This is a genomic window from Mesorhizobium sp. M1A.F.Ca.IN.020.06.1.1 (assembly GCF_004023265.1).
GTDB lineage: Bacteria > Pseudomonadota > Alphaproteobacteria > Rhizobiales > Rhizobiaceae > Mesorhizobium.
In genome coordinates, this window is the sequence record NZ_RZSR01000016.1 from 1 (window position 1) to 17748 (window position 17748).

The window sequence follows — 17748 nt, forward strand, 5'->3', positions numbered from 1 at the left end:
GCATTGGCCAACTCCAACGAAAAAGGACCGTGCTGCTGCCAGTGCTGGCGCTGGGGTGTGTATGGGGGGCTGGCCAAGTACCTGATCCGCGAGCACGGCTTCACGGGCGAACAGATCGTCGATGTCTGGAATCTGTCGGACGGTTGCGGCGGAGGCGAATGATCGATTACACGACAGAGTGGCCAGGTCTCGATGATGGAAAGCGACAGAATGGTCACTGTGCCTCAGGACGAACCGTCTCAACTAAAAGAGACCCGGGTGGAAGCGGCCGCAGCAACTCACCTTCCGGCTTTGTCAGGTTCAGCCAGGCGGACCAGTTCTCCGGCTGAATAACTACGGCCTAACGGCTGTGATAGGGCGCAACGTCCGGGCCAGGACCGGTCGTCAGCATGCGAAAGGACGGCGGGTTGTTGCCGCCCGCTTCGCGCCAAAGCCCCGCGATTGTCATGAACGGGGCGCCGTTGGGAGTAAATCGGTGCTTTGCCTTCGGGTACTTCGTTCCGGTGAACTCGAAGAAGGCCGATGCCGGCACAAGACAGCGCCTGCTGTTTGCGAAGTGTCGCCCCTCAGACCGGAGATTGAACACCGGCCGCCTTTTGTACCGGACAGGGGGAAAGCCGAATGTCATGGAGGCAAGCTGGAGCATGCGTCGGCCGCTGGTCGCCCCGGAAACCAGGCCGAACTAGCCTGGCGACGCAGGATATGCGCGTTGACGATACGTTTGGACGACCTACCTTCCATTGTCCAAACTGCGCGCGCATCAGCTTGTAGGAGAACGCCAATGGCTTTCAAACGTCTTGCCCTAGCCACCCTTGCACTCGGCAGTCTTACAATTGCCGCGATGGCGCAGGAGGACGGGCTGCCTGAAGCTTGTAAAAAAACAGGGGCGGCTATGGACATGAGCCACCAAGGTGGCGGGATGCAGTTCGAGGAAATGGACGCGGCTCACAAGGACATGATGGCCGGTATGGGCGCGATGCAGAGCGATATGATGACCGGCATGATGGCGAAGGACATTGATATCGCTTTCGTCTGTGGAATGATCCCTCATCATCAAGGCGCGATCGACATGGCCAAGGCCGAACTGGCGCACGGGAAGAACGCCTGGACGAAAAAGATGGCCCGAAAGGTCATTGACGCTCAGACCAAGGAAATTGCCGAACTGAAGGACTGGCTTGCGAAGCACAAGCAGCAACAATGAGGATCCCCGGGCAGCTGCTTGGGCTTGGCCCCTGCGGCTTTTGCATTGGTTGACGGTCGGGCTATTGGTTTGGGAAATCGTCATCACCCTAGGGCCGATGAATGAGCGCGGCGCCGTTGCGATGCGATGGATGCCAACCCACATGTCCCTTGGCCTCGCACTTTTTGCCCTATGCCTTTGCAGGATGGCTTTTAGGTTGGTGACGCAGGCACCCCAACCTCAGCGCCCGGCCGCGGTGGCTGTCCACCTCGCATTGTATGCCATTCTGATCGCGTTGATCGCCACAGGCTGGCTCGGCCATCAGCCCATGCCGTTCATGTCGACACCCAAGCTTTTCGGGTATTGGCCGATCCCGTTCGCTCCGAAAATTCCGTGGCTTGGAACTGCCCGGCTGCTGGCTCTGCACAGTGCGCTCTTTTGGGCGTTTTGCGGAGCAACGCTAGTGCACATTGGTGCTGCGCTCGTTCATCTTCTGCTTTTACGGGACGGGGTTTTTGAACGGATGACGACCCAATGGCTGAACCGAAACTAGACAGCTGCTCACGAAAAAAGCCCGCCGGCCGAAGCCAGTCCATCTTCCCTCAAAGCTGTGTGTGCGCCCCTTCGCAGATCGATCGCCGACCCGAGACTAGCGGGTTATGGCGGTGACCTCCTGTTCTTCACCGAAAATCCTGCAGGGCCGCTTGGCGCAGCTTGTGCATATTGAATCAATGCGAGTGTTGCGGTTGGTATGCGGAACAGCCGAAAGCGTTAGCGCTCTAAGGGAGCGGCCAGAACGGCCCGCCCCCGGATGGGAGCAGGAGCGGGCCTGCGGAGAGCGGAGATTCCGCCCGGCGGCTTTGCATAGGGGTTGGGAGGATGCGCGCCGCCGCAACCCAACTTGGTCGAACGCAAAGTGTTCCGCAGCCGGAACATCTTGTTTGTGATCCGGTGTGTTTCGGGCAGGAGGAATGCCCCAATGGAAGACGACAAGACCAAATACGGCGGCAGTGACGGCAACCGAGTCTCAGCGGATCAAGATTACGAGGTTGAATACTTCGCAAAGCGACACCGGATTTCGCCGGGAGCAGTCAGGGAACTGATCCGACAGCACGGCAACAACCGCAAAGCCCTGGGGCGCCAGGCCAGAAAGCTACGGCCGTGACGAGGATGCCAGGTCTGTGCCCGCCGATTGCCGAAATCGGGCCGGGAGAGCGCGAGGTCGATCATTTTCATCGGGCCCCATGTGCGGCCGTTGATCTACCGGCTTCGCGCCAAGTTATTCGGCATCAAAAGACCCCGCACAGGTCCGTCAGGGCTCCAGGCGTCCCATTGTGGAACGAATTCACGGGTCAGTGATTAACAAGAAGTCGGTCGGTTCCTTCGGGAATGTAGCCGTCTCAGTGGCAACCTAAGGCCCGTCGCTTACGCTCATTAGCTGCGGCGGGCTTTTATTAGTTACGCCTAAGGTTCTGATGTCAGTCGCCGAACGGTGGCGTACAATCCAGACCTGCCCCTCTGCCAACGGGGCAAAGGCTCGGCCTGTGCGCCCATGGTCCCCTCGATACCCTCGCAGGCCGGGCCCCCGATATCTAGGCTGCATCGTGCCCCGCTGCCTTTTCCAGCAAGCGCGACAAGTGCAGTTCGTGAAGCTCCTGCATGCTTTCAACGAGTTCGAGGAATTCAATCGCCTTGGCAGCTGGCAGTTCGAGGCGTTGTAGTTTGGCTATCCGTTCCCGCTGCAGGGCAAGGTGCCGTCTGCCGAGCCTGACGTGCCCTCGCACCATCTCAATGTCATCAGCGAGCGTCATGAGCTGGAACGGCGGGGGACAGGTCTTACGTTCCCCTCGGGACCAACAGCAATGCAAGACGCATCGCTGACACCGTGGACCGAGCTGATCTTGTCGAGACCAAGCCGCATCACCTGACATTGGGCAAAGTTGAAGGCCGGCAGGCGATGCCTGAAGGAACGAATGACGGTGCCTATACCGGCCTCCTCGACAATGACGCGCCATTCGTGCCCCGTCTCGGCGATGGACACAAAGTTCCGGGTCAGATGCGGGCTTAGCCGGTGGGGGTCGGTCAATGGCCTGGTGTCCCGCAATCTCTGCTGGGAGCGGTCAATCGCCTTCCTCGCTTCAGCAATCAGCCTAACGTCATCCGCGGATAGGCGCGCGCGTGAAAAATACTTGACGGAATGGTCGGACATGACTCGCTCCGGTCTTGATGCAGACGGGAGCGCTAGGTCGCTGTCTCTCAGCCGCCGGCGTCCTTTGGTAGTTGCCGACGATAATGGTTAACATACACGATGTCGGTTCTGTTCCCACGAAATACCAAAAGACCTTAGCCCTCTCTCCGAGTGGCGACGGGCCGAAGCCTGCCACGTTCATTCGTAGGCCCGCGGCGGGCTCGAAGAGCGCGTCCAGGTCTCTTCCAGCAAGCGCTCCCAGTGGGCGACGTGCTCGGCCTGCACCCGCATGAACTTGCGCAAGAATTCTTGCGCCTCGTCTATCGGGTGACCGTCTCGACCAGCTTGTCGATGAGTTCACGCTGGCGAGCGATTATCGCCTCGCCCTCGCGGACGTGGCGCTCTGCCTTTTCCAGTAGGCTCTCCCGGCGTCGCATTGCGGGCTCGCTTTAGGTTCTTCTCAAGTTCTTCCAACAGCTGGTCAGCATCGGTTATCCCGCGTCCGAAAAGGCTCATCACCTTGAGCGCGACGTTCTCGCGCTCATCAACGCTTTCGATCTTGTGACTTGAGCAGTAGTCGCTCACTGCCTTCGCTAGAATGTTGATTTCGGCAGGCTCAATTATGCCGTACGCCAGCATGCACGTTCCTGAGCGGGACAGCACTATGAAGGCTCTCACACATTCGTTCACCCTCTACCCCGAGACGCCACACCCGCAAGACAATACACCCCGAAAAAGTCGGGCACGAGTCGATTAGATTGGATTGACCGCTGCGAAACGTCACTTGCTGCTCTGAGAGACATCAGTGCGACTGCGACAGCGTCAGAGTTGCGGAATAGACACTCAAGCCAGCTTCGTCCTGTACCGACACGACTAGCCTGCGGTCCTGCTCGGCGACCACCGTTTCCTCGCCCGCAATGTCGTGTAGCGCCCTTAGCGCTTCCTTCCGCGCATCGCTGATGGTGGCCAGGTCCACCCAGGCGTCTCCAAGGCTCTCCCCATTCCAAACGACTTCGAACCGATAATGCGGCATACCCTATCGTGATCTGCGCCAGACCAGCCCGCATTCAAATTTGAGGGTCAGGAGAAGTCCGGCGGTTCCATTTTTGGTGGCCGGCTACGTCCTTTGCGGGGAGGGTCTTTCGGGCTGGTGTCGGGCGAATAGGTCAGCGTGATCGGCTTGCCGCCGCACATCGTGCATTTCATCTTCAGCTGCAGATCCTACTCCGTGCGGGAGCGTCAGGGCCGAACCGATCGGAGCGCCGGCAGATCTCTGATGCCGATCGCAGTTCTCGGGCACCTCTTGGTCTCAGTCGGCCAAACCGCCCCTCCGGTGTTGCATGGCTGTAAGGATCACCCTCAACAGGCTACCGACATCCTCAATCTCCTCGGGCGAGATGCCTTCGCGCCCTGCAGCTTCCATGGCCGCGTCGGACAGATAGATGATTGCGAGCGGATCGTCGGTCGTCGCATTTGGCACATGCTCCGCCATCCATTTATCGAGGAAATTTTTCCCACGCGTGCTCATAGCAGCTTAGGTTCCTTCTCGAGCTCCCGGTCGGATGCCGATTGTGCTCGATGCTGGCGGTCGAACAGCTTTCGCGTCCCTGACCGCCGTCCACTCAGCGTTTCGCACTGTCGCGATCGGCTTCTGCCCGCGTTAGGAATTTTTCCGTAACTTGTGACAGGTTGCTCTTCAACCACTCAGCCATCGCTTCCTCTTCCCGCAGATTCTGCTCACAGACGCGGGCGATCTCGGCTTCGCCCTCTGCATTCGCGGCGGCGATGAGGATGGTGTAAGATGCGATTTCCATGTGCTCGAAGGTGTAGCTGGCCAGGGACCCCTTCATGACCTCGTCGCCAGCAAATACGCCGCTGAGCGACTGCGCCGTCGCGGTCAGCTTGCCGCCTGCGTCCTTCAGCATGGAAGAGCCCTCGTCAAGGCCGTCCAGGCAGGTCTTCAACCGCTTGGCCTGTTCCCTTGTCTCTTCCAGGTGGATGCGGATTCTATCGCTGAGTTCGGGGTAGCTCTCGATCCGGTTCAATTGGCCGGATAGCATCGTTTCGGCTTGTTCTTCCATGGCGTGGGCATCCCTCAGCCATTGGATCAGCCATTCGCGCGACTCAGACATTGCTCTTCTCCGTAGTTGGTCGAGCCGAACCTCTGCTGATGCGATTTGTTCCTCGAAAGACGTTAGGTGCCTAATTGAGCTAGAACCCGTTTTGCCCCTTCGTCCTGCACCTCCCCGAAGTGAGATCTGAGATCATCGCCGGCACCAGCATAACGCCCTGAGGGCTTTGCCAACCGGTAGTCACTGGCGGCGAGCCTCAGTACAATCACGATCCGGGCACCCACGTGCCGTATCGAGAGTGACGGTTCACTGTAGGACGGGGAGCGTAATTGAGGCACTCCCCCCGTAACCTATGGACGCAGGCACATGACGCGGGCCCGCCAAAAATGATGGCGGCCGAAGTTTTCAAGTTCCGCGACAGTATGCATCGGCCGCCGGATTCCGCCAGTTCGGAAGAAGGCCGGCCGCGCCAAGTTGGAAAGTCCTGTTGGAGCGAGTGCTGCATGCAGAGCTACATGGTTGAAGTAATGTCCGGTCACGTGGTCACATCCCACTAAGTTGCGGTTGCAGAAACACCGTCGAAAGCAGCTATTGCGGTCACGGGTCGGGCGGTTCATGATTGGTGCCAGGAATGTGCTGTGGATCCGCGTGACAACCAAGCCGACTGGACAGTCTACAAATTCGCTCAAGTGAGCCCGAGCTGGGAAGGACCAGCTCGCAACCTCGACGTTGTTGGATTGATGACACTGGCCGACGATGCCGCATGCTGGAAATGTTCGTGCTTGGGGGAGTCATGCCATGATGCATGACCAGCCGGGCTGTTCAGCCTCTTCAGTCTCGAACCGTCTCAACTGACAAAGACCCGGCTGGAAGCGGTCGCAACAGATCGCCCTCCGATTCCGTCAGGTTGAGCCAGGCGGACCAGTTCTCCGGCTCAAGGACCACGACCTGACGGGCGCAATGTCGGGACTGGGATCCGTCGTCAGCATGGTGAAGGTGGGCGGCTTGTTGCCGGCCGCTTCGCGCCAGAGCCCCGCGATCGCCATGAACGGGGCGCCGTCGACGTGAACCGGTGCTTCGCCTTCGGGTACTTCGTTCCGGTGAACTCGAAGAAGGCCGATACCGGCACAAGACAGCGCCTGCTGTTTGCGAACTGTCGCCCCTCCGACCGAAAATTGAACACCGGCCCGCCCTTTGGACCGGAGGGCGGGAAGCCGAATGTCATCGAGGCTAGCTCGATTGCATCGCCGGCAGCGCGCATTACCGGAGCCGGGTCGTTGATGCGGATGTCAGCTTGCGGCAGCTCAAGTTCACTCTGATGGCTGGAGATCTGCAAGGCGAGCGACTCCATGATGCGGCAGTATTCGGCCCAAGCGATATGCTGCTCGTAGTCGTTGCACATGGGTTTGAGCCTTAGCGTTGTCGCGCGTCTATCTTTCTCGCCAGAAGACGCGCCTCTCGAAGTCGAGAGTTCGCGTCGTTGCCGATCAGGTCGATGAGCTCGCGCGCCTGGGCCTCGGTGATACCGGTTTCGCGCATGAGAAACCGCACTCGAAAATCCCTTCACCGCCTGAATGCGTTCGTCGCGCTCTTTCTTGCTCTCGGCCATGGAGGGTCCCTCTGGCCGTGAATCCGGATCCGGGCGAAAGGTTCCATACGGCGGCTAGCTATCGCGGAGACGCCTCAGGTGTTCGGTGTGTTGGCGTTGGGCCGCCTCAAACTCCCGCAACAGGTGTTCGGCTTCACCTATGGGTTGGCCACGCACTTCCATTCTGGCGATCAACGCCCGCTGGCGCGCTACGCGTTCCGTGCGCTACCGAACGTGGCGCTGCGCCATTTCCAACGGGGTTTCGCGGCGGGATTGCAGGCGGATCATAGCAGGATTCAGCCGTCCCGTTTGCTGGTTCTCCTTGCCAACCCCGGACGGCAAGAGCCCGCTCGCCTGGGAGGCCGAACGGGCTCCGGGGAATGCAGCACAGATCCCCAAACGGCGCCTCGCCTGGCAACGCGCGCCGCGAGACCGAACCCACTATCCGTCGGTAGGTTCCATTAGAGAAGGCTTGAGAACCTATTCGCCGCGTCTAAGTTGCGGGCGTATCGCGATCGGCTTGAGCTAGGCGAAGCAAACACGCTGTACGCGGTGCCGCTGGTTCGCTTGCAGTCCCTGGCAATGGCACAAACCGACGTACAAGGGCTCGCCGGTGACAACGTCACTCACGGCACCGCAAAGGCATCCGCCGCTTCGCGCTACCAAGTCTGCGTTATCAGTCATGGCCGTCGTCCGTTTTTATTCGGCCGGCAAAGGCAAAGCCGGACAAGTCCGTTCAGAGGCCTAATTCTATCGGGCGATGTCCGCAACAAGACCCAACTCCAATGCTCTTTCGGCCATCAGGTAGCAGTTGTTTAAGGCGTGATCACGAAGCTGCTCCAGAGATATCTTCGAACCCTCCACAAGATCCTCAAAGCCTTCGTTTTCGAGCCGCTCAGCAGTCTGCAGCAAGGCAAGTTGTTCCCGGACGATCTGGAGGCAACTGCGGATTGGCCCATTCAGGACCAGTTCCTTTTCGAGCCGACGTTCGTGGACCAGCAAGACTGCCCGCGGACATAAAAACCGGGAACTCTTCGGGAAAGCTGCGAGGACGGTGATCCCGGCAGAATAGACCGTGTTCTTGCCAAGGACGAAGCCGTTGCGGCCAGAGTGTTTCAGGAACAGCTTGATCTCTAGGGCAATTCGTCGGGCGCCATCTGCGTCGCCGTCAGGCGTATCAATTTCAACGTACAGATCATTCCCGCCGTCACGAACCGCTTTCAGGTCATGGAGAACATTCGAAACGACGGTCTGGTCTATCAGGCCATGGACTCGTAGGTTTGGTTCGAACAGCAGCCGACTAAGGTCGGGAGCGGCACGCGACGTGCCGGCTTCTTCGCTGATGTGGGACGCTCTGTCCATGGGCAGTCCTTGTTTGCGTGCAGCCGGAACCAAGTGACAGCCTATTTGTTCCCGCTCGCCCCCGCGTCTATAGCCGGCACACAACCAATTGCAGGAGGAACGCGTGCACAATGCAATGCAGTCGGAATTTGCTTGGTGACGCAATGCGTGGGTGGAACATCCGGTTCGCCTCCCAGTTGGGTGCGTTCCCGCGCTGAGGAACGGCCGCTTGGCAGAGAATTCCGTCCGAAGCTTCAATATCAATTTCGGCCCTCAGCACCCGGCCGCTCACGGTGTGCTGCGGCTAGTGCTGGAGCTCGACGGCGAAGTAGTCGACCGGGTTGATCCGCATATCGGACTGCTTCATCGTGGCACCGAAAAGCTGATTGAGACGAAGACCTACCTGCAGGCCCTGCCGTATTTCGACCGGCTCGACTACGTGGCGCCGATGAACCAGGAACATGCCTGGTGTCTGGCGATCGAGAAGCTCACGGGTTTGACGGTGCCGAGGCGTGGGCAACTGATCCGGGTCCTGTATAGCGAAATTTCGCGCATCCTTTCGCATCTGCTCAACGTCACCACCCAAGCCATGGATGTCGGGGCGCTTACGCCGCCGCTCTGGGGCTTCATCGAGCGCGAGAAGCTGATGGTCTTCTATGAGCGCGCAAGCGGCTCACGGATGCATGCAGCTTTTTTCCGACCAGGCGGCGTACACCAGGATCTGCCCGACGAGCTTATCTCGGATATCGGCAAGTGGATCGATCCGTTTCTGAAATCAGTGGATGACCTAGACAGGCTGCTGACGGACAATCGGATCTTCAAGCTCCGCAACGTGGATATCGGGCAGATTTCGGAATCGGATGCTTGGGGTTGGGGGTTCTCCGGGGTAATGGTGCGTGGCTCCGGTGCTGCTTGGGACCTGCGCAAGGCCCAGCCCTACGAGTGCTATTCCGAAATGGATTTCGATATTCCGATTGGTAAGAACGGCGACTGCTACGATCGATACCTCGTGCGCATGGAGGAGATGCGTCAGTCAGCGAGGATAATGCGCCAGTGCGTGGATCTGCTGGCTAAAGAAGGGCCGGGTCCGGTTTCCAACGCGGACGGTAAGATCGTGCCGCCGAAACGTGCGGCCATGAAGCGGTCGATGGAGGCGCTGATACACCATTTCAAGCTCTACACCGAGGGATTTCGGGTCCCGACCGGAGAAGTGTATGCTGCTGTGGAAGCTCCGAAAGGAGAGTTCGGCGTCTACCTGGTATCTGACGGGACTAACAAACCTTACCGGTGCAAGCTGAGAGCCCCGAGCTTCGCGCATCTTCAGGCTATGGATCTGCTTTGCCGCGGCCATATGCTGGCTGACGTTACCGCCATCCTGGGCTCTCTGGACATAGTACTGGGGGACGTAGATCGTTAGCCCCCAAGGTCGGCCGGTCAAGTTGCCCGCGCTCTCACGGGAAACCAGGTAGACTACCGAATCCATAAGCCCCTCGAGGCAGCTCTCCGTCGCAAAGATCACCATGCTCTCGAGATGCTTAGCACCTCGGTCAATCCCCTCGCGGGGACTCATAGCGGCGTCACGTTCTTTTCGTGCAGGTAGGTGGTGTAAAAGTCCCCTGCACGCACGAGTTCATTCCAGTCGACAACTTTGAGCCTTGAGCCCGAGGTGGATATCAGGCCATCGCGGCGAAGTTCCTGAAGCACTCGGTTGACGTGAACGGTGGACAGACCCAGTGCGTCGCCAAGCACGGCCTGGCTGACCGGAAATTCCGCCACGTGGTCCTGAATTTGGCCGACTGCATGGAGACGGACGATGAGCTCACACAGGAGGTGAGCCATGCGAACATAGGCCTCCCGCCTTCCGACATTGGTGACCCACTCTCTATATATCGCTGCATCGATCAGCGTTGAGCGCCAGAACACGTTGGCGATGGACGGGTGTTTGGTGCAGATGGCACGCAGCGCATCGTGGCGCATGAACCCCACTCGGGCCGGCGTTAGTGGCGCGAAGGTGCAATCCATAACCGAAAGATGAATTCCGTGGAGATCCGGGAGGTCTCCCGGAACAAAGATCGATGTGATCTGCCGCTTCCCCTCGCCGGTGAACTTCGCAGATGACACCAGGCCGTCCAGAACAGCGAAGGAATGAGAGGGTCGGTCGCCCTCGCGCACGATATCGTCTCCTGCCCGGTAGTCGCGCTCCTGAACCGCGATATCTCTCAAAGTAGCAATATCGGCTGAGGCAAGATCAGAGATGATCTGGAGCTTGCGAATAATCAGGTCAGAGCAAGAAGCTGGCAACACTGAGCTGATCGACATAAGCCCCAACCTCTATCGGGCCCCAATGTTCCCGTGCGTGAGCATGGCTCTTTGTTCCCCAAGTTTATTGCGCCTCAAGACCCTGGGCCGCCGATGGAGTCTGGTCCGTTGACGCCTTTGTGTCGGCTTCCCAGCCCGAAAAGACGACCGCCCAACGGGCCGGGGGTGTGGGTCGATGGTCGTCGGATCGCGAGGGACGATAGAGTCAGCAAACTGCGTTGCGATAGGCCCTTACACATGTGTCAATGGTTCGGGCTCCGAGGAAAATAGTGCATGTTCTGTGGCCCCCAACGTGGCCCAACGCCATGGCCGAGTCCGACCTCTTGGAATGATTTTTGCTGATAACGAAGGAACAGCTTTTAGGATCGCAGGTTCGGAGCCCGGCGGCCCCTCTGCTTCCAAGGTGCCGTCGTGTCGAAGGCACCGCCTGCCCGGCGTGGTCGGGCGGCCCGCTTGGGAGGAGGAGAAGGCCATGGCTTCAGCAAGACTGGCGAAAGGCGCGTTCACACCTGTCGATGTTGAATTTCTTTGCCAGATTCTCGAGCGCGGTTCGGTGGCAAAGGAAACTGCCGCGGAGCGAGAGCGCCGCGCTTTGCGGATAGTTGCCAGCTACATGGCCGGCGTCACCGATGAGCGGCAGTTGATTGAGCTGTCTCACAAGCCGTTAGGACGGTAGCGCGAGCACCACCTGGCGACGCATCCTTTCAGCCGACAGCGCGAATACTCGAAGGACAGTGCTGTACAACAATTGTTGCCCGCTCCGACGGACAGGTTTTCTATCGCTCGCGATAAACCCTACCATTTTTCGCGGTTGCGGGCTCGCTGCTGCGTCGCTACCTCATAGGCGGACTCCTGCCCGGTTGTGATGAACGCATCACCTACGATCAGTGAGCGGTCCGTCTTGCGCCAAAGGGAAATATGTCCCGGCGCGTGCCCTGGAGTGTGGAGCCACTGCCAATCTGGCATTCCCGGAACCGAGCCATCGTCAGGGAGCGCGTTCAAACGGTCCCCGAGATCGACCGGCCCGCATGGGAAAAGCGGTGAGAGCAACGCCATCAGACCTCCGCCCGCCCACGGGTCAGGCGGGGGTAGGACGCTGTTCCGTTCAGATAGGGATGTTCGAGCGTGTGCGCATAGACCGGAGCCCCCCACATCCGCGACAGTTCAACGACCGTTCCCACGTGGTCGAAGTGACCATGCGTCAGGAGGATTGCCGCCGGTCAGGCGTTTTTGCCGAAACGCGCCTCCGCGACCGCGACAATGGCGCCTCGAGAGGTTGGCAGACCGGTATCAATCAGCACCCAACTGGAGTCGCGGGGCCGGGCATACCAAAGAACACCGCATTCACGATCGAAAGGCGAAGGTAGGCAAGATCGGGCGCGATACTCCAGGCCCCATCGCCGCGGTCCTCACGTCCGGCGCGATCGATCTTGGAGAGGGGTATTTGAATTGTCATTAGGCCGCGTTGCCTTGTCACTTTGTCTCAGAGTCGTCGCCCCGACGGCGCAGGGAACCGCCGTGTTCGGTCGCGACAGGTAGTTTCGCTTTGCGCACGCGAATACTGTCTTGAGGGCGCCCAAACCTGCAGAGACTACCTGGTTTTGCGAGTAGCGGCCGCTGCCTGCGCCGGCGCCTCCTGGATGTTGGCGGCGCCGCCCATGTCACCGTTCTTGGTGCGGCCCGCCCCCGGTCCTGCTCCAAGATCGGCGCCGGTCATCGGATCGGAAGCCGGGTCCGAGAGTGTCCGCTCCGCCAGATTGGCCGCGACCTTCTTGTCCTTGGCATTTAGCTTGACAGTCGCCATCCCGTCGCCCCCGTCGGCGGGCATCACCTCTTCGAGATTGTCGATGCGGTCCCATTCGCCTCCCGAGTTCCATGGTCCCGTGGCGTCTCCTTCGCCCTGCGAGGTGTTGACGTACATGCTGGCATACTTCTCGATGCCCGGGAGTTTGCCCGTCGGGAAGTTGTTCTCTATCGCGTACAGCGCTTTCTCGAAGGACTTCTGGTGGGCGACTTCGCGCGTCATCAGAAAACCGAGGGCATCCTTGACGCCGGGATCATCGGTGATGTTGATCAGTCGCTCGTACACGATCTTGGCACGAGCTTCGGCCGCGATGTTGGAGCGCAGGTCCACCGTTGGTTCGCCGCGAGAATCGATATAGGCGGCGGTCCAAGGCACTCCGGCCGAGTCGCACAATGCGGGTCCGCCGCCAAACAGGATTGACTCCTTGGCCGTTGTGCCGCTGGCGCCAACCATCAAATACAGCTCAGCTTCCTTCATCTGTCCCTCGGCAAGGTGTGCCTTGAGTCCCTTGTTCAGCATTGTGACAATTGACCCGACCACCTCGAGGTGGCTTAGTTCTTCGGTTGCGATGTCGAGCAACATGTCTTTTCGACCGACATCATCCTCGCCCAGCCCTTGGACGAAATAGCGCATAGCGGCGGCCAACTCGCCATCGGCTCCGCCGAACTGCTCCATTATCATGCATGCCAGTTTCGGATTCGGCTCCGACACACGGACGGTGTATTGCAGTCGCTTATTGTGCATGAACATGAGGTTTCTCCAGGGTTGGGGTTCCCCGAACATCCTTGGATCAGAAATGTTCCTTGGCGCTGGTCGTTCTGTTTGGCTATCAAGTTCGTGCATGGCGATGAATTATCCGCGAGCCCGACCGGGGATCAGGAACGGCTCGCTAGGGGCCCGGTACTCTCCCGGGCCAACACCAACCCCGTCGTGTTGGATGCTGATTGAGGGCCACGAGAGCCAGGGCATTGGCTGCAGGGATCGTCACGCATGGGCGCCGAAATCGCCGACCCGGGCTATTTAATGATCGGGAGCCTGTCCCATTGATGGAACGGCGGTGGCGAAGGCAACATCCACTCCAGGGTCGTGGCTCCCGGACCCCAAGGATTATCGCCGGCCTCCCTTCGTCTGTAGAAGGCGTCGACCACTCCGGCCAGGAAGAACAGTACGCTCGCGGCAGATATGTAGGCCCCATAGGAAGAGACCATATTCCAGCCTGCAAATGCATCGGGATAGTCTATGTAGCGGCGCGGCATGCCCGCCAAACCTAGAAAGTGATGCGGGAAGAAGACCAGATTGACGCCGACAAAAGTCGTCCAGAAATGCACTCCCGCCAGTAGAGTGTTATACATATACCCGGTCATCTTCGGGAACCAGTAATACCAGCCCGCGAAGATCCCAAAGAGAGCTCCCAGTGAGAGTATGTAGTGGAAATGCGCGACGACGAAGTAAGTGTCGTGCAATTCACGGTCGAGCGCAGCATTGGCCAGCTGAACGCCTGTTACCCCACCGATTGTGAACAGAAAAATGAATCCCAACGCCCAGAGCATGGGCGTTTGCAGGCGAATCGATCCGCCCCACATCGTGGCGATCCAGGAGAAGACCTTAATACCTGTCGGCACCGCAATCACCATTGTCGCGAAGGTAAAATAGCGCTGCGTGTCCAGGCCAATGCCGCTGGTGTACATGTGGTGCGCCCAGACGACAAACCCTATCGCGCCGATCGCCACGATCGCATAGACCATGCCGAGATAGCCGAAGATCGGTTTGCGCGAAAAGGTGGATATTACCTGGCTCACAATGCCGAATGCCGGGAGGATCATGATGTAGACTTCCGGATGACCGAAGAACCAGAAAAGATGCTGGTAGAGGAGCAAATTGCCGCCCTGGTCCGGGAGGAAGAAGGCAGTGCCGAAGTTCCGGTCGGTCAGCAACATCGTGATCGCGCCTGCCAGAACGGGGAGCGCGAGGAGAAGAAGGAATGCTGTAATCAGAACCGACCACGCGAAGAGAGGCATCTTGTGGAGCGTCATGCCGGGCGCACGCATGTTGAAGATCGTGGTGATGAAATTGATCGCCCCGAGGATGGATGAGGCCCCGGCAATGTGCAGCGACAGAATGACCAGGTCAACGGCAGGCCCAGGATGGCCCGACGTCGACAGCGTTGGGTAGAGGAACCATCCCGTTCCTGCACCATAGCCTCCTGGTACGCTGGGCATGAACAGCGACATCAAGAGCAAAATGAAGGCAGGCGGCAGCAGCCAGAAAGAAATGTTGTTCATCCGCGGGAAAGCCATATCAGGAGCCCCGATCATGAGCGGTATCATCCAGTTGGCAAAGCCGCCGATCAGACCGGGCATCACCGCGAAGAAGATCATGATAAGGGCGTGTGCTGTCGTGAATACGTTGTAGAGCTGCTTGCCTGCATCAATGGCCGTGGCACCCTCGAGGCCGTATACAAACGAGGCCAAGCCAGGAAAGATCTGTATACCCGGTTCCTGAAGTTCGATGCGCATAGCGACTGACAGGAGTATGCCAATGATGCCCGCAAGGATCGCGAAAATCAGATAAAGTGTCCCGATGTCCTTGTGATTAGTTGAGAACACCCATCGGGTGACTCCTGCCGGCTTGTGCGCCGGAGCCGGAGTATCGGCTTTCGCCGATGAGGCTGGCATAGTGATCTCCTTTGAGCAGGCAAGCGCGTCCCAACCTCGCATTGACGGTATTGTTCCTGATGATCAGCCGTAATCTCCAAGCCAAGGGAACAACTCCAACCCCGGGATGTTCGGGCAAACGGGCTGAACAGGGAGCGACGTCTGATGCTCGAAACTATTGCGGCAGTGCTAGTACTCCTGGCTGTGGTCGGAGGCCTAATCTGTGCGTTCTGGATTGAGGCGAGCTATGGCGTCCACGGGCTCACCGAAGACATTCCGGCTGCGCCAGTCGACGACCTCAGACCGAGGTTGCCGGTCACCCCTCGTCCGGCCACTTTGAGGTAGGGCGCCAGTCATGCGCTTGAACTGGCCAGCAATCAATCGGAAGGCCGTTGTCGGGTGGCTGCTCGTTGGCTTTGCGCTGGCCGGCTTTTTCGACGGCATCGTTCTGCATCAGATCCTGCAGTGGCACCACCTCCTGTCCGGCCTTCGCGAACCGGCAGGATCAGACTTGCGCTTCCAAATTCTGGCGGACGGCCTCTTTCACCTGCTCATGTATCTGTTGTGCATTTTGGGCACGGTGTTGCTCGTGGCGGCTCGTGCATCTGGCGCGCGCCCCGGCACGACGAGCGAAATTCTACGGCTCGCCTTGGCCGGGTTCGGCATCTGGCACATCGTTGACGCGGTCATCATTCATTGGCTGCTCGGCCTTCACCGGATCAGGATGGCGAGCGAAGTGCCCCTGGCATGGGACATCGGATGGCTGGTTATTTTTGGCATCTTGCCTTTGGTGCTCGTTCTCCTGATGCCCAATCGGGGAGGACCAGCACGGGGCGCGGCGGCTGCTTTGATGAGCGTTGCCATGCTAGCTGGGCTGACTGCGGGCGCAGGCCAGCGCTTCGAGGGTGCAACCCACACGATCGTCGTCTTCCGGGAAGGTCTAAGCCCGGCCCAAATGATGCGAGCCGTACTCGAGGCGCGGACGAACCTAAAATCGACAGATAAAGGTGGGACAATCTGGGTGGTCGACGAGGTCTCTTGGGCCGGCCTCATAACGCTTCACGCGGAAGGAGCCGTTCTCGTCAGCACAACGCCGGTCGCCGCGGGCTGCCTGGCCTGGTCTGCCGTCAAGGTCTGATGCGGGGCGCAGCTCGGCGAGTAGAAAAGGATGAGGCGCCAATCATTTCGTGGCGGTCGAGAAAGAGGCGGTAAGCATGCGCCCGCCCCCGTAAAAAACAAGGATTCCATCGCATACTCGAACTAAGGCGCCATTCGCAATCGCGTGACGAAGAAGCTATTTGCCGCCGCCGCTGCCTAGACTACATGCTGGGAATGCGACTCGAACCGCTGGGCGTCAAGCGAGAGCCCGGGAAGCCCGGTGCAGCAATCATGGCGCGGATAGCCGGCACGACGTTCCCAACGCTGCCCGGCGGCCTGTGCCGAGCGTCTTCGCGATGATGTGTGCTGCCTGAGACATGACCGGCCAGGTGAAGTTGGCGAGCACACGCTACGCCATGCGACCTCAAACGGGGGCGGTCCTGCCCGAGAAACCGGATCACAAAGAAAATGTTCCGACGCCGAGGAACACCTCGCATTCGGGTAAGTTTGGGGCCCGGCGGCACTATGCCCTCCGCTGTTTGCCGTGCGCTGCCGCGCGGAGCCCCTATCCTCCGCAGGCCCGCTCCTGCATGGCATCAGGGGTGGGCCGTTCTTTTGGTTGCCTTCGACATGATCGCTGCGCTCGATCAGGGGAATCGAGCAGGAGAACGGCGTCAAGCGTTCCGTTAGCGGGGGATCGCTGATGGCGAACGCCTACTTGCCGGTTCCCAACGCGCTTGATGGCGAGAGCGTTGGTCGAAGGGACTCGCCGTCCGTCATCACCCCATGCTCGGTGATGTAGGCAGCGAACATCCCGACGGCCAGAAATTGGAAGAGCCCGCTCTCGAGGGAAGGTCGAGCGGGCTCCGGAGTTTATCGCACAACCAGCAGAAGACGCCCCCCGTCACGGACCAGCTCCAAGGCCAGTATTGCGCGCTGGCCAGCGATCGCACTGCGCAAATCGGACACGGAAGAGACCGGCTTGCGGTTGACCGCCACGATCATGTCGCCGGTCCGCAACCCCGCTCTCGCCGCCGGGCTAGCGGGTTCGATGCTCTCGATGACGACCCCGTCCGCGCCTGCCCGCTGGGCTTCCTCGGCCGAAGCGTCACTCATCTTGGCGCCCTGCAGGAGGGTGCCTGCCAGCGTCTCCGACGCGCTTTCCTGTGCAGCGATCGTCACGTCGATTGTGACTTCGCCATTAGCGCGTTTGACGGCAAATTTGACAGTGCTTCCGGCAGGGGTGAGGCCGATCCGGTTTCTGAGGTCGGTCGTGCCTTGCACGGGATGTCCGTCGATCGCGGTGACGACATCGCCGACCTGCAATCCAGCCTTCTCTGCCGACGAGCCGGGTTCGACATTGGCGATCACCGCGCCGCGGAGGTCTCCGAGTTGCAGCGCCTTTGCGAGGTCCGGCGTCAAATCCTGGATGCCGATCCCCACCTTTCCGCGCCGCACCTCGCCGTGGGCGATCAACTGCTTCATCACGGAGACAACCATGTTA

Annotated in this window: 17 protein-coding genes and 3 pseudogenes; 6 read left to right on the top strand and 14 right to left on the bottom strand. The window is 59.6% G+C overall.

The genetic code is table 11. The features are described 5' to 3' along the window. Window positions 1-214 precede the first annotated feature (214 nt). Window positions 215-676: pseudogene (locus EOA60_RS01660) on the bottom strand (SOS response-associated peptidase family protein). Window positions 677-781: 105 nt separating this feature from the next. On the opposite strand from EOA60_RS01660, the gene EOA60_RS01665 reads away from it, so the two are divergent. The 3 genes from EOA60_RS01665 to EOA60_RS01675 all read left to right on the top strand — a co-directional run bounded on the left by EOA60_RS01665 (window position 782) and on the right by EOA60_RS01675 (window position 2345). After that, window positions 782-1201 carry a DUF305 domain-containing protein gene (locus EOA60_RS01665; protein WP_127213872.1) on the top strand — a complete coding sequence of 140 codons (420 nt, stop codon included), beginning with the start codon at window positions 782-784 and terminating at the stop codon, window positions 1199-1201. After that, window positions 1176-1733 carry a cytochrome b/b6 domain-containing protein gene (locus tag EOA60_RS01670; protein ID WP_127213873.1) on the top strand — a complete coding sequence of 186 codons (558 nt, stop codon included), beginning with the start codon at window positions 1176-1178 and terminating at the stop codon, window positions 1731-1733. The genes EOA60_RS01665 and EOA60_RS01670 overlap by 26 nt, the downstream gene beginning before the upstream one ends. Before the next feature lie 426 nt (window positions 1734-2159). Then, on the top strand, window positions 2160-2345 hold the full coding sequence (locus tag EOA60_RS01675) for a DUF3606 domain-containing protein (protein WP_127213874.1): 186 nt from the start codon (window positions 2160-2162) through the stop codon (window positions 2343-2345). 427 nt (window positions 2346-2772) lie between these two features. Here EOA60_RS01675 and EOA60_RS01680 read toward each other — a convergent pair whose 3' ends face one another. The 8 genes and pseudogenes from EOA60_RS01680 to EOA60_RS01710 form a co-directional block, all read right to left on the bottom strand. Then, window positions 2773-2991, bottom strand: coding sequence for a hypothetical protein (locus EOA60_RS01680; protein ID WP_095802949.1), 219 nt, complete (start codon window positions 2989-2991; stop codon window positions 2773-2775). Next, window positions 2988-3389: a hypothetical protein gene (locus tag EOA60_RS01685; protein ID WP_127324606.1), complete on the bottom strand. Its 402-nt coding sequence runs from the start codon at window positions 3387-3389 to the stop codon at window positions 2988-2990. The genes EOA60_RS01680 and EOA60_RS01685 overlap by 4 nt, the downstream gene beginning before the upstream one ends. A 336-nt stretch (window positions 3390-3725) precedes the next feature. After that, complete coding sequence (locus tag EOA60_RS01690; protein ID WP_127334680.1) at window positions 3726-4007, bottom strand: hypothetical protein; 282 nt, start codon at window positions 4005-4007, stop codon at window positions 3726-3728. Between the two features lie 163 nt (window positions 4008-4170). After that, window positions 4171-4344 carry a hypothetical protein gene (locus EOA60_RS37310; RefSeq protein WP_164746643.1) on the bottom strand — a complete coding sequence of 58 codons (174 nt, stop codon included), beginning with the start codon at window positions 4342-4344 and terminating at the stop codon, window positions 4171-4173. 333 nt (window positions 4345-4677) lie between these two features. Then, complete coding sequence (locus tag EOA60_RS01695; RefSeq protein WP_127213878.1) at window positions 4678-4896, bottom strand: DUF768 domain-containing protein; 219 nt, start codon at window positions 4894-4896, stop codon at window positions 4678-4680. Window positions 4897-4990: 94 nt separating this feature from the next. Continuing rightward, window positions 4991-5500, bottom strand: a complete 510-nt coding sequence (locus EOA60_RS01700) for a DUF892 family protein (protein ID WP_095802953.1) — start codon at window positions 5498-5500, stop codon at window positions 4991-4993. A 771-nt stretch (window positions 5501-6271) separates the two neighbouring features. Beyond that, a pseudogene (locus EOA60_RS01705) lies at window positions 6272-6842 on the bottom strand (SOS response-associated peptidase family protein). Between the two features lie 936 nt (window positions 6843-7778). Next, window positions 7779-8390 (bottom strand): ATP-dependent Clp protease proteolytic subunit, encoded by a 612-nt coding sequence (locus EOA60_RS01710; protein ID WP_127334679.1) that lies wholly within the window; start codon window positions 8388-8390, stop codon window positions 7779-7781. A gap of 208 nt (window positions 8391-8598) precedes the next feature. On the opposite strand from EOA60_RS01710, the gene EOA60_RS01715 reads away from it, so the two are divergent. Further along, the gene (locus tag EOA60_RS01715) at window positions 8599-9786 is read left to right on the top strand and encodes an NADH-quinone oxidoreductase subunit D (protein WP_095825930.1); all 1188 of its coding nucleotides are present in this window, start codon (window positions 8599-8601) and stop codon (window positions 9784-9786) included. A 149-nt stretch (window positions 9787-9935) separates the two neighbouring features. On the opposite strand, the gene EOA60_RS01720 is transcribed toward EOA60_RS01715, so the two are convergent. Next, window positions 9936-10688 (bottom strand): Crp/Fnr family transcriptional regulator, encoded by a 753-nt coding sequence (locus EOA60_RS01720; RefSeq protein ID WP_164746644.1) that lies wholly within the window; start codon window positions 10686-10688, stop codon window positions 9936-9938. A 472-nt stretch (window positions 10689-11160) separates the two neighbouring features. Here EOA60_RS01720 and EOA60_RS01725 point away from each other — a divergent pair, with 472 nt between their 5' ends. Then, window positions 11161-11364: a hypothetical protein gene (locus EOA60_RS01725; protein ID WP_245479139.1), complete on the top strand. Its 204-nt coding sequence runs from the start codon at window positions 11161-11163 to the stop codon at window positions 11362-11364. Between the two features lie 146 nt (window positions 11365-11510). Here EOA60_RS01725 and EOA60_RS01730 read toward each other — a convergent pair. The 3 genes and pseudogenes from EOA60_RS01730 to ctaD all read right to left on the bottom strand — a co-directional run. Then, window positions 11511-12144, bottom strand: a pseudogene (locus EOA60_RS01730) (MBL fold metallo-hydrolase); the annotation flags it as partial. A gap of 135 nt (window positions 12145-12279) precedes the next feature. Next, the gene (locus EOA60_RS01735) at window positions 12280-13242 is read right to left on the bottom strand and encodes a manganese catalase family protein (protein ID WP_095825929.1); all 963 of its coding nucleotides are present in this window, start codon (window positions 13240-13242) and stop codon (window positions 12280-12282) included. 266 nt (window positions 13243-13508) lie between these two features. Next, a complete protein-coding gene (gene ctaD, locus EOA60_RS01740) occupies window positions 13509-15167 on the bottom strand; it encodes a cytochrome c oxidase subunit I (RefSeq protein WP_127334678.1) in 1659 nt (552 codons plus the stop codon). A gap of 334 nt (window positions 15168-15501) precedes the next feature. Here ctaD and EOA60_RS01745 point away from each other — a divergent pair, with 334 nt between their 5' ends. Further along, entirely contained in the window at window positions 15502-16284 is a 783-nt protein-coding gene (locus tag EOA60_RS01745; RefSeq protein WP_127325730.1) for a DUF2243 domain-containing protein, read from the top strand. A gap of 833 nt (window positions 16285-17117) precedes the next feature. Here EOA60_RS01745 and EOA60_RS01750 read toward each other — a convergent pair. Continuing rightward, window positions 17118-17729, bottom strand: a complete 612-nt coding sequence (locus EOA60_RS01750) for a PDZ domain-containing protein (protein WP_245502509.1) — start codon at window positions 17727-17729, stop codon at window positions 17118-17120. Window positions 17730-17748 lie beyond the last annotated feature (19 nt).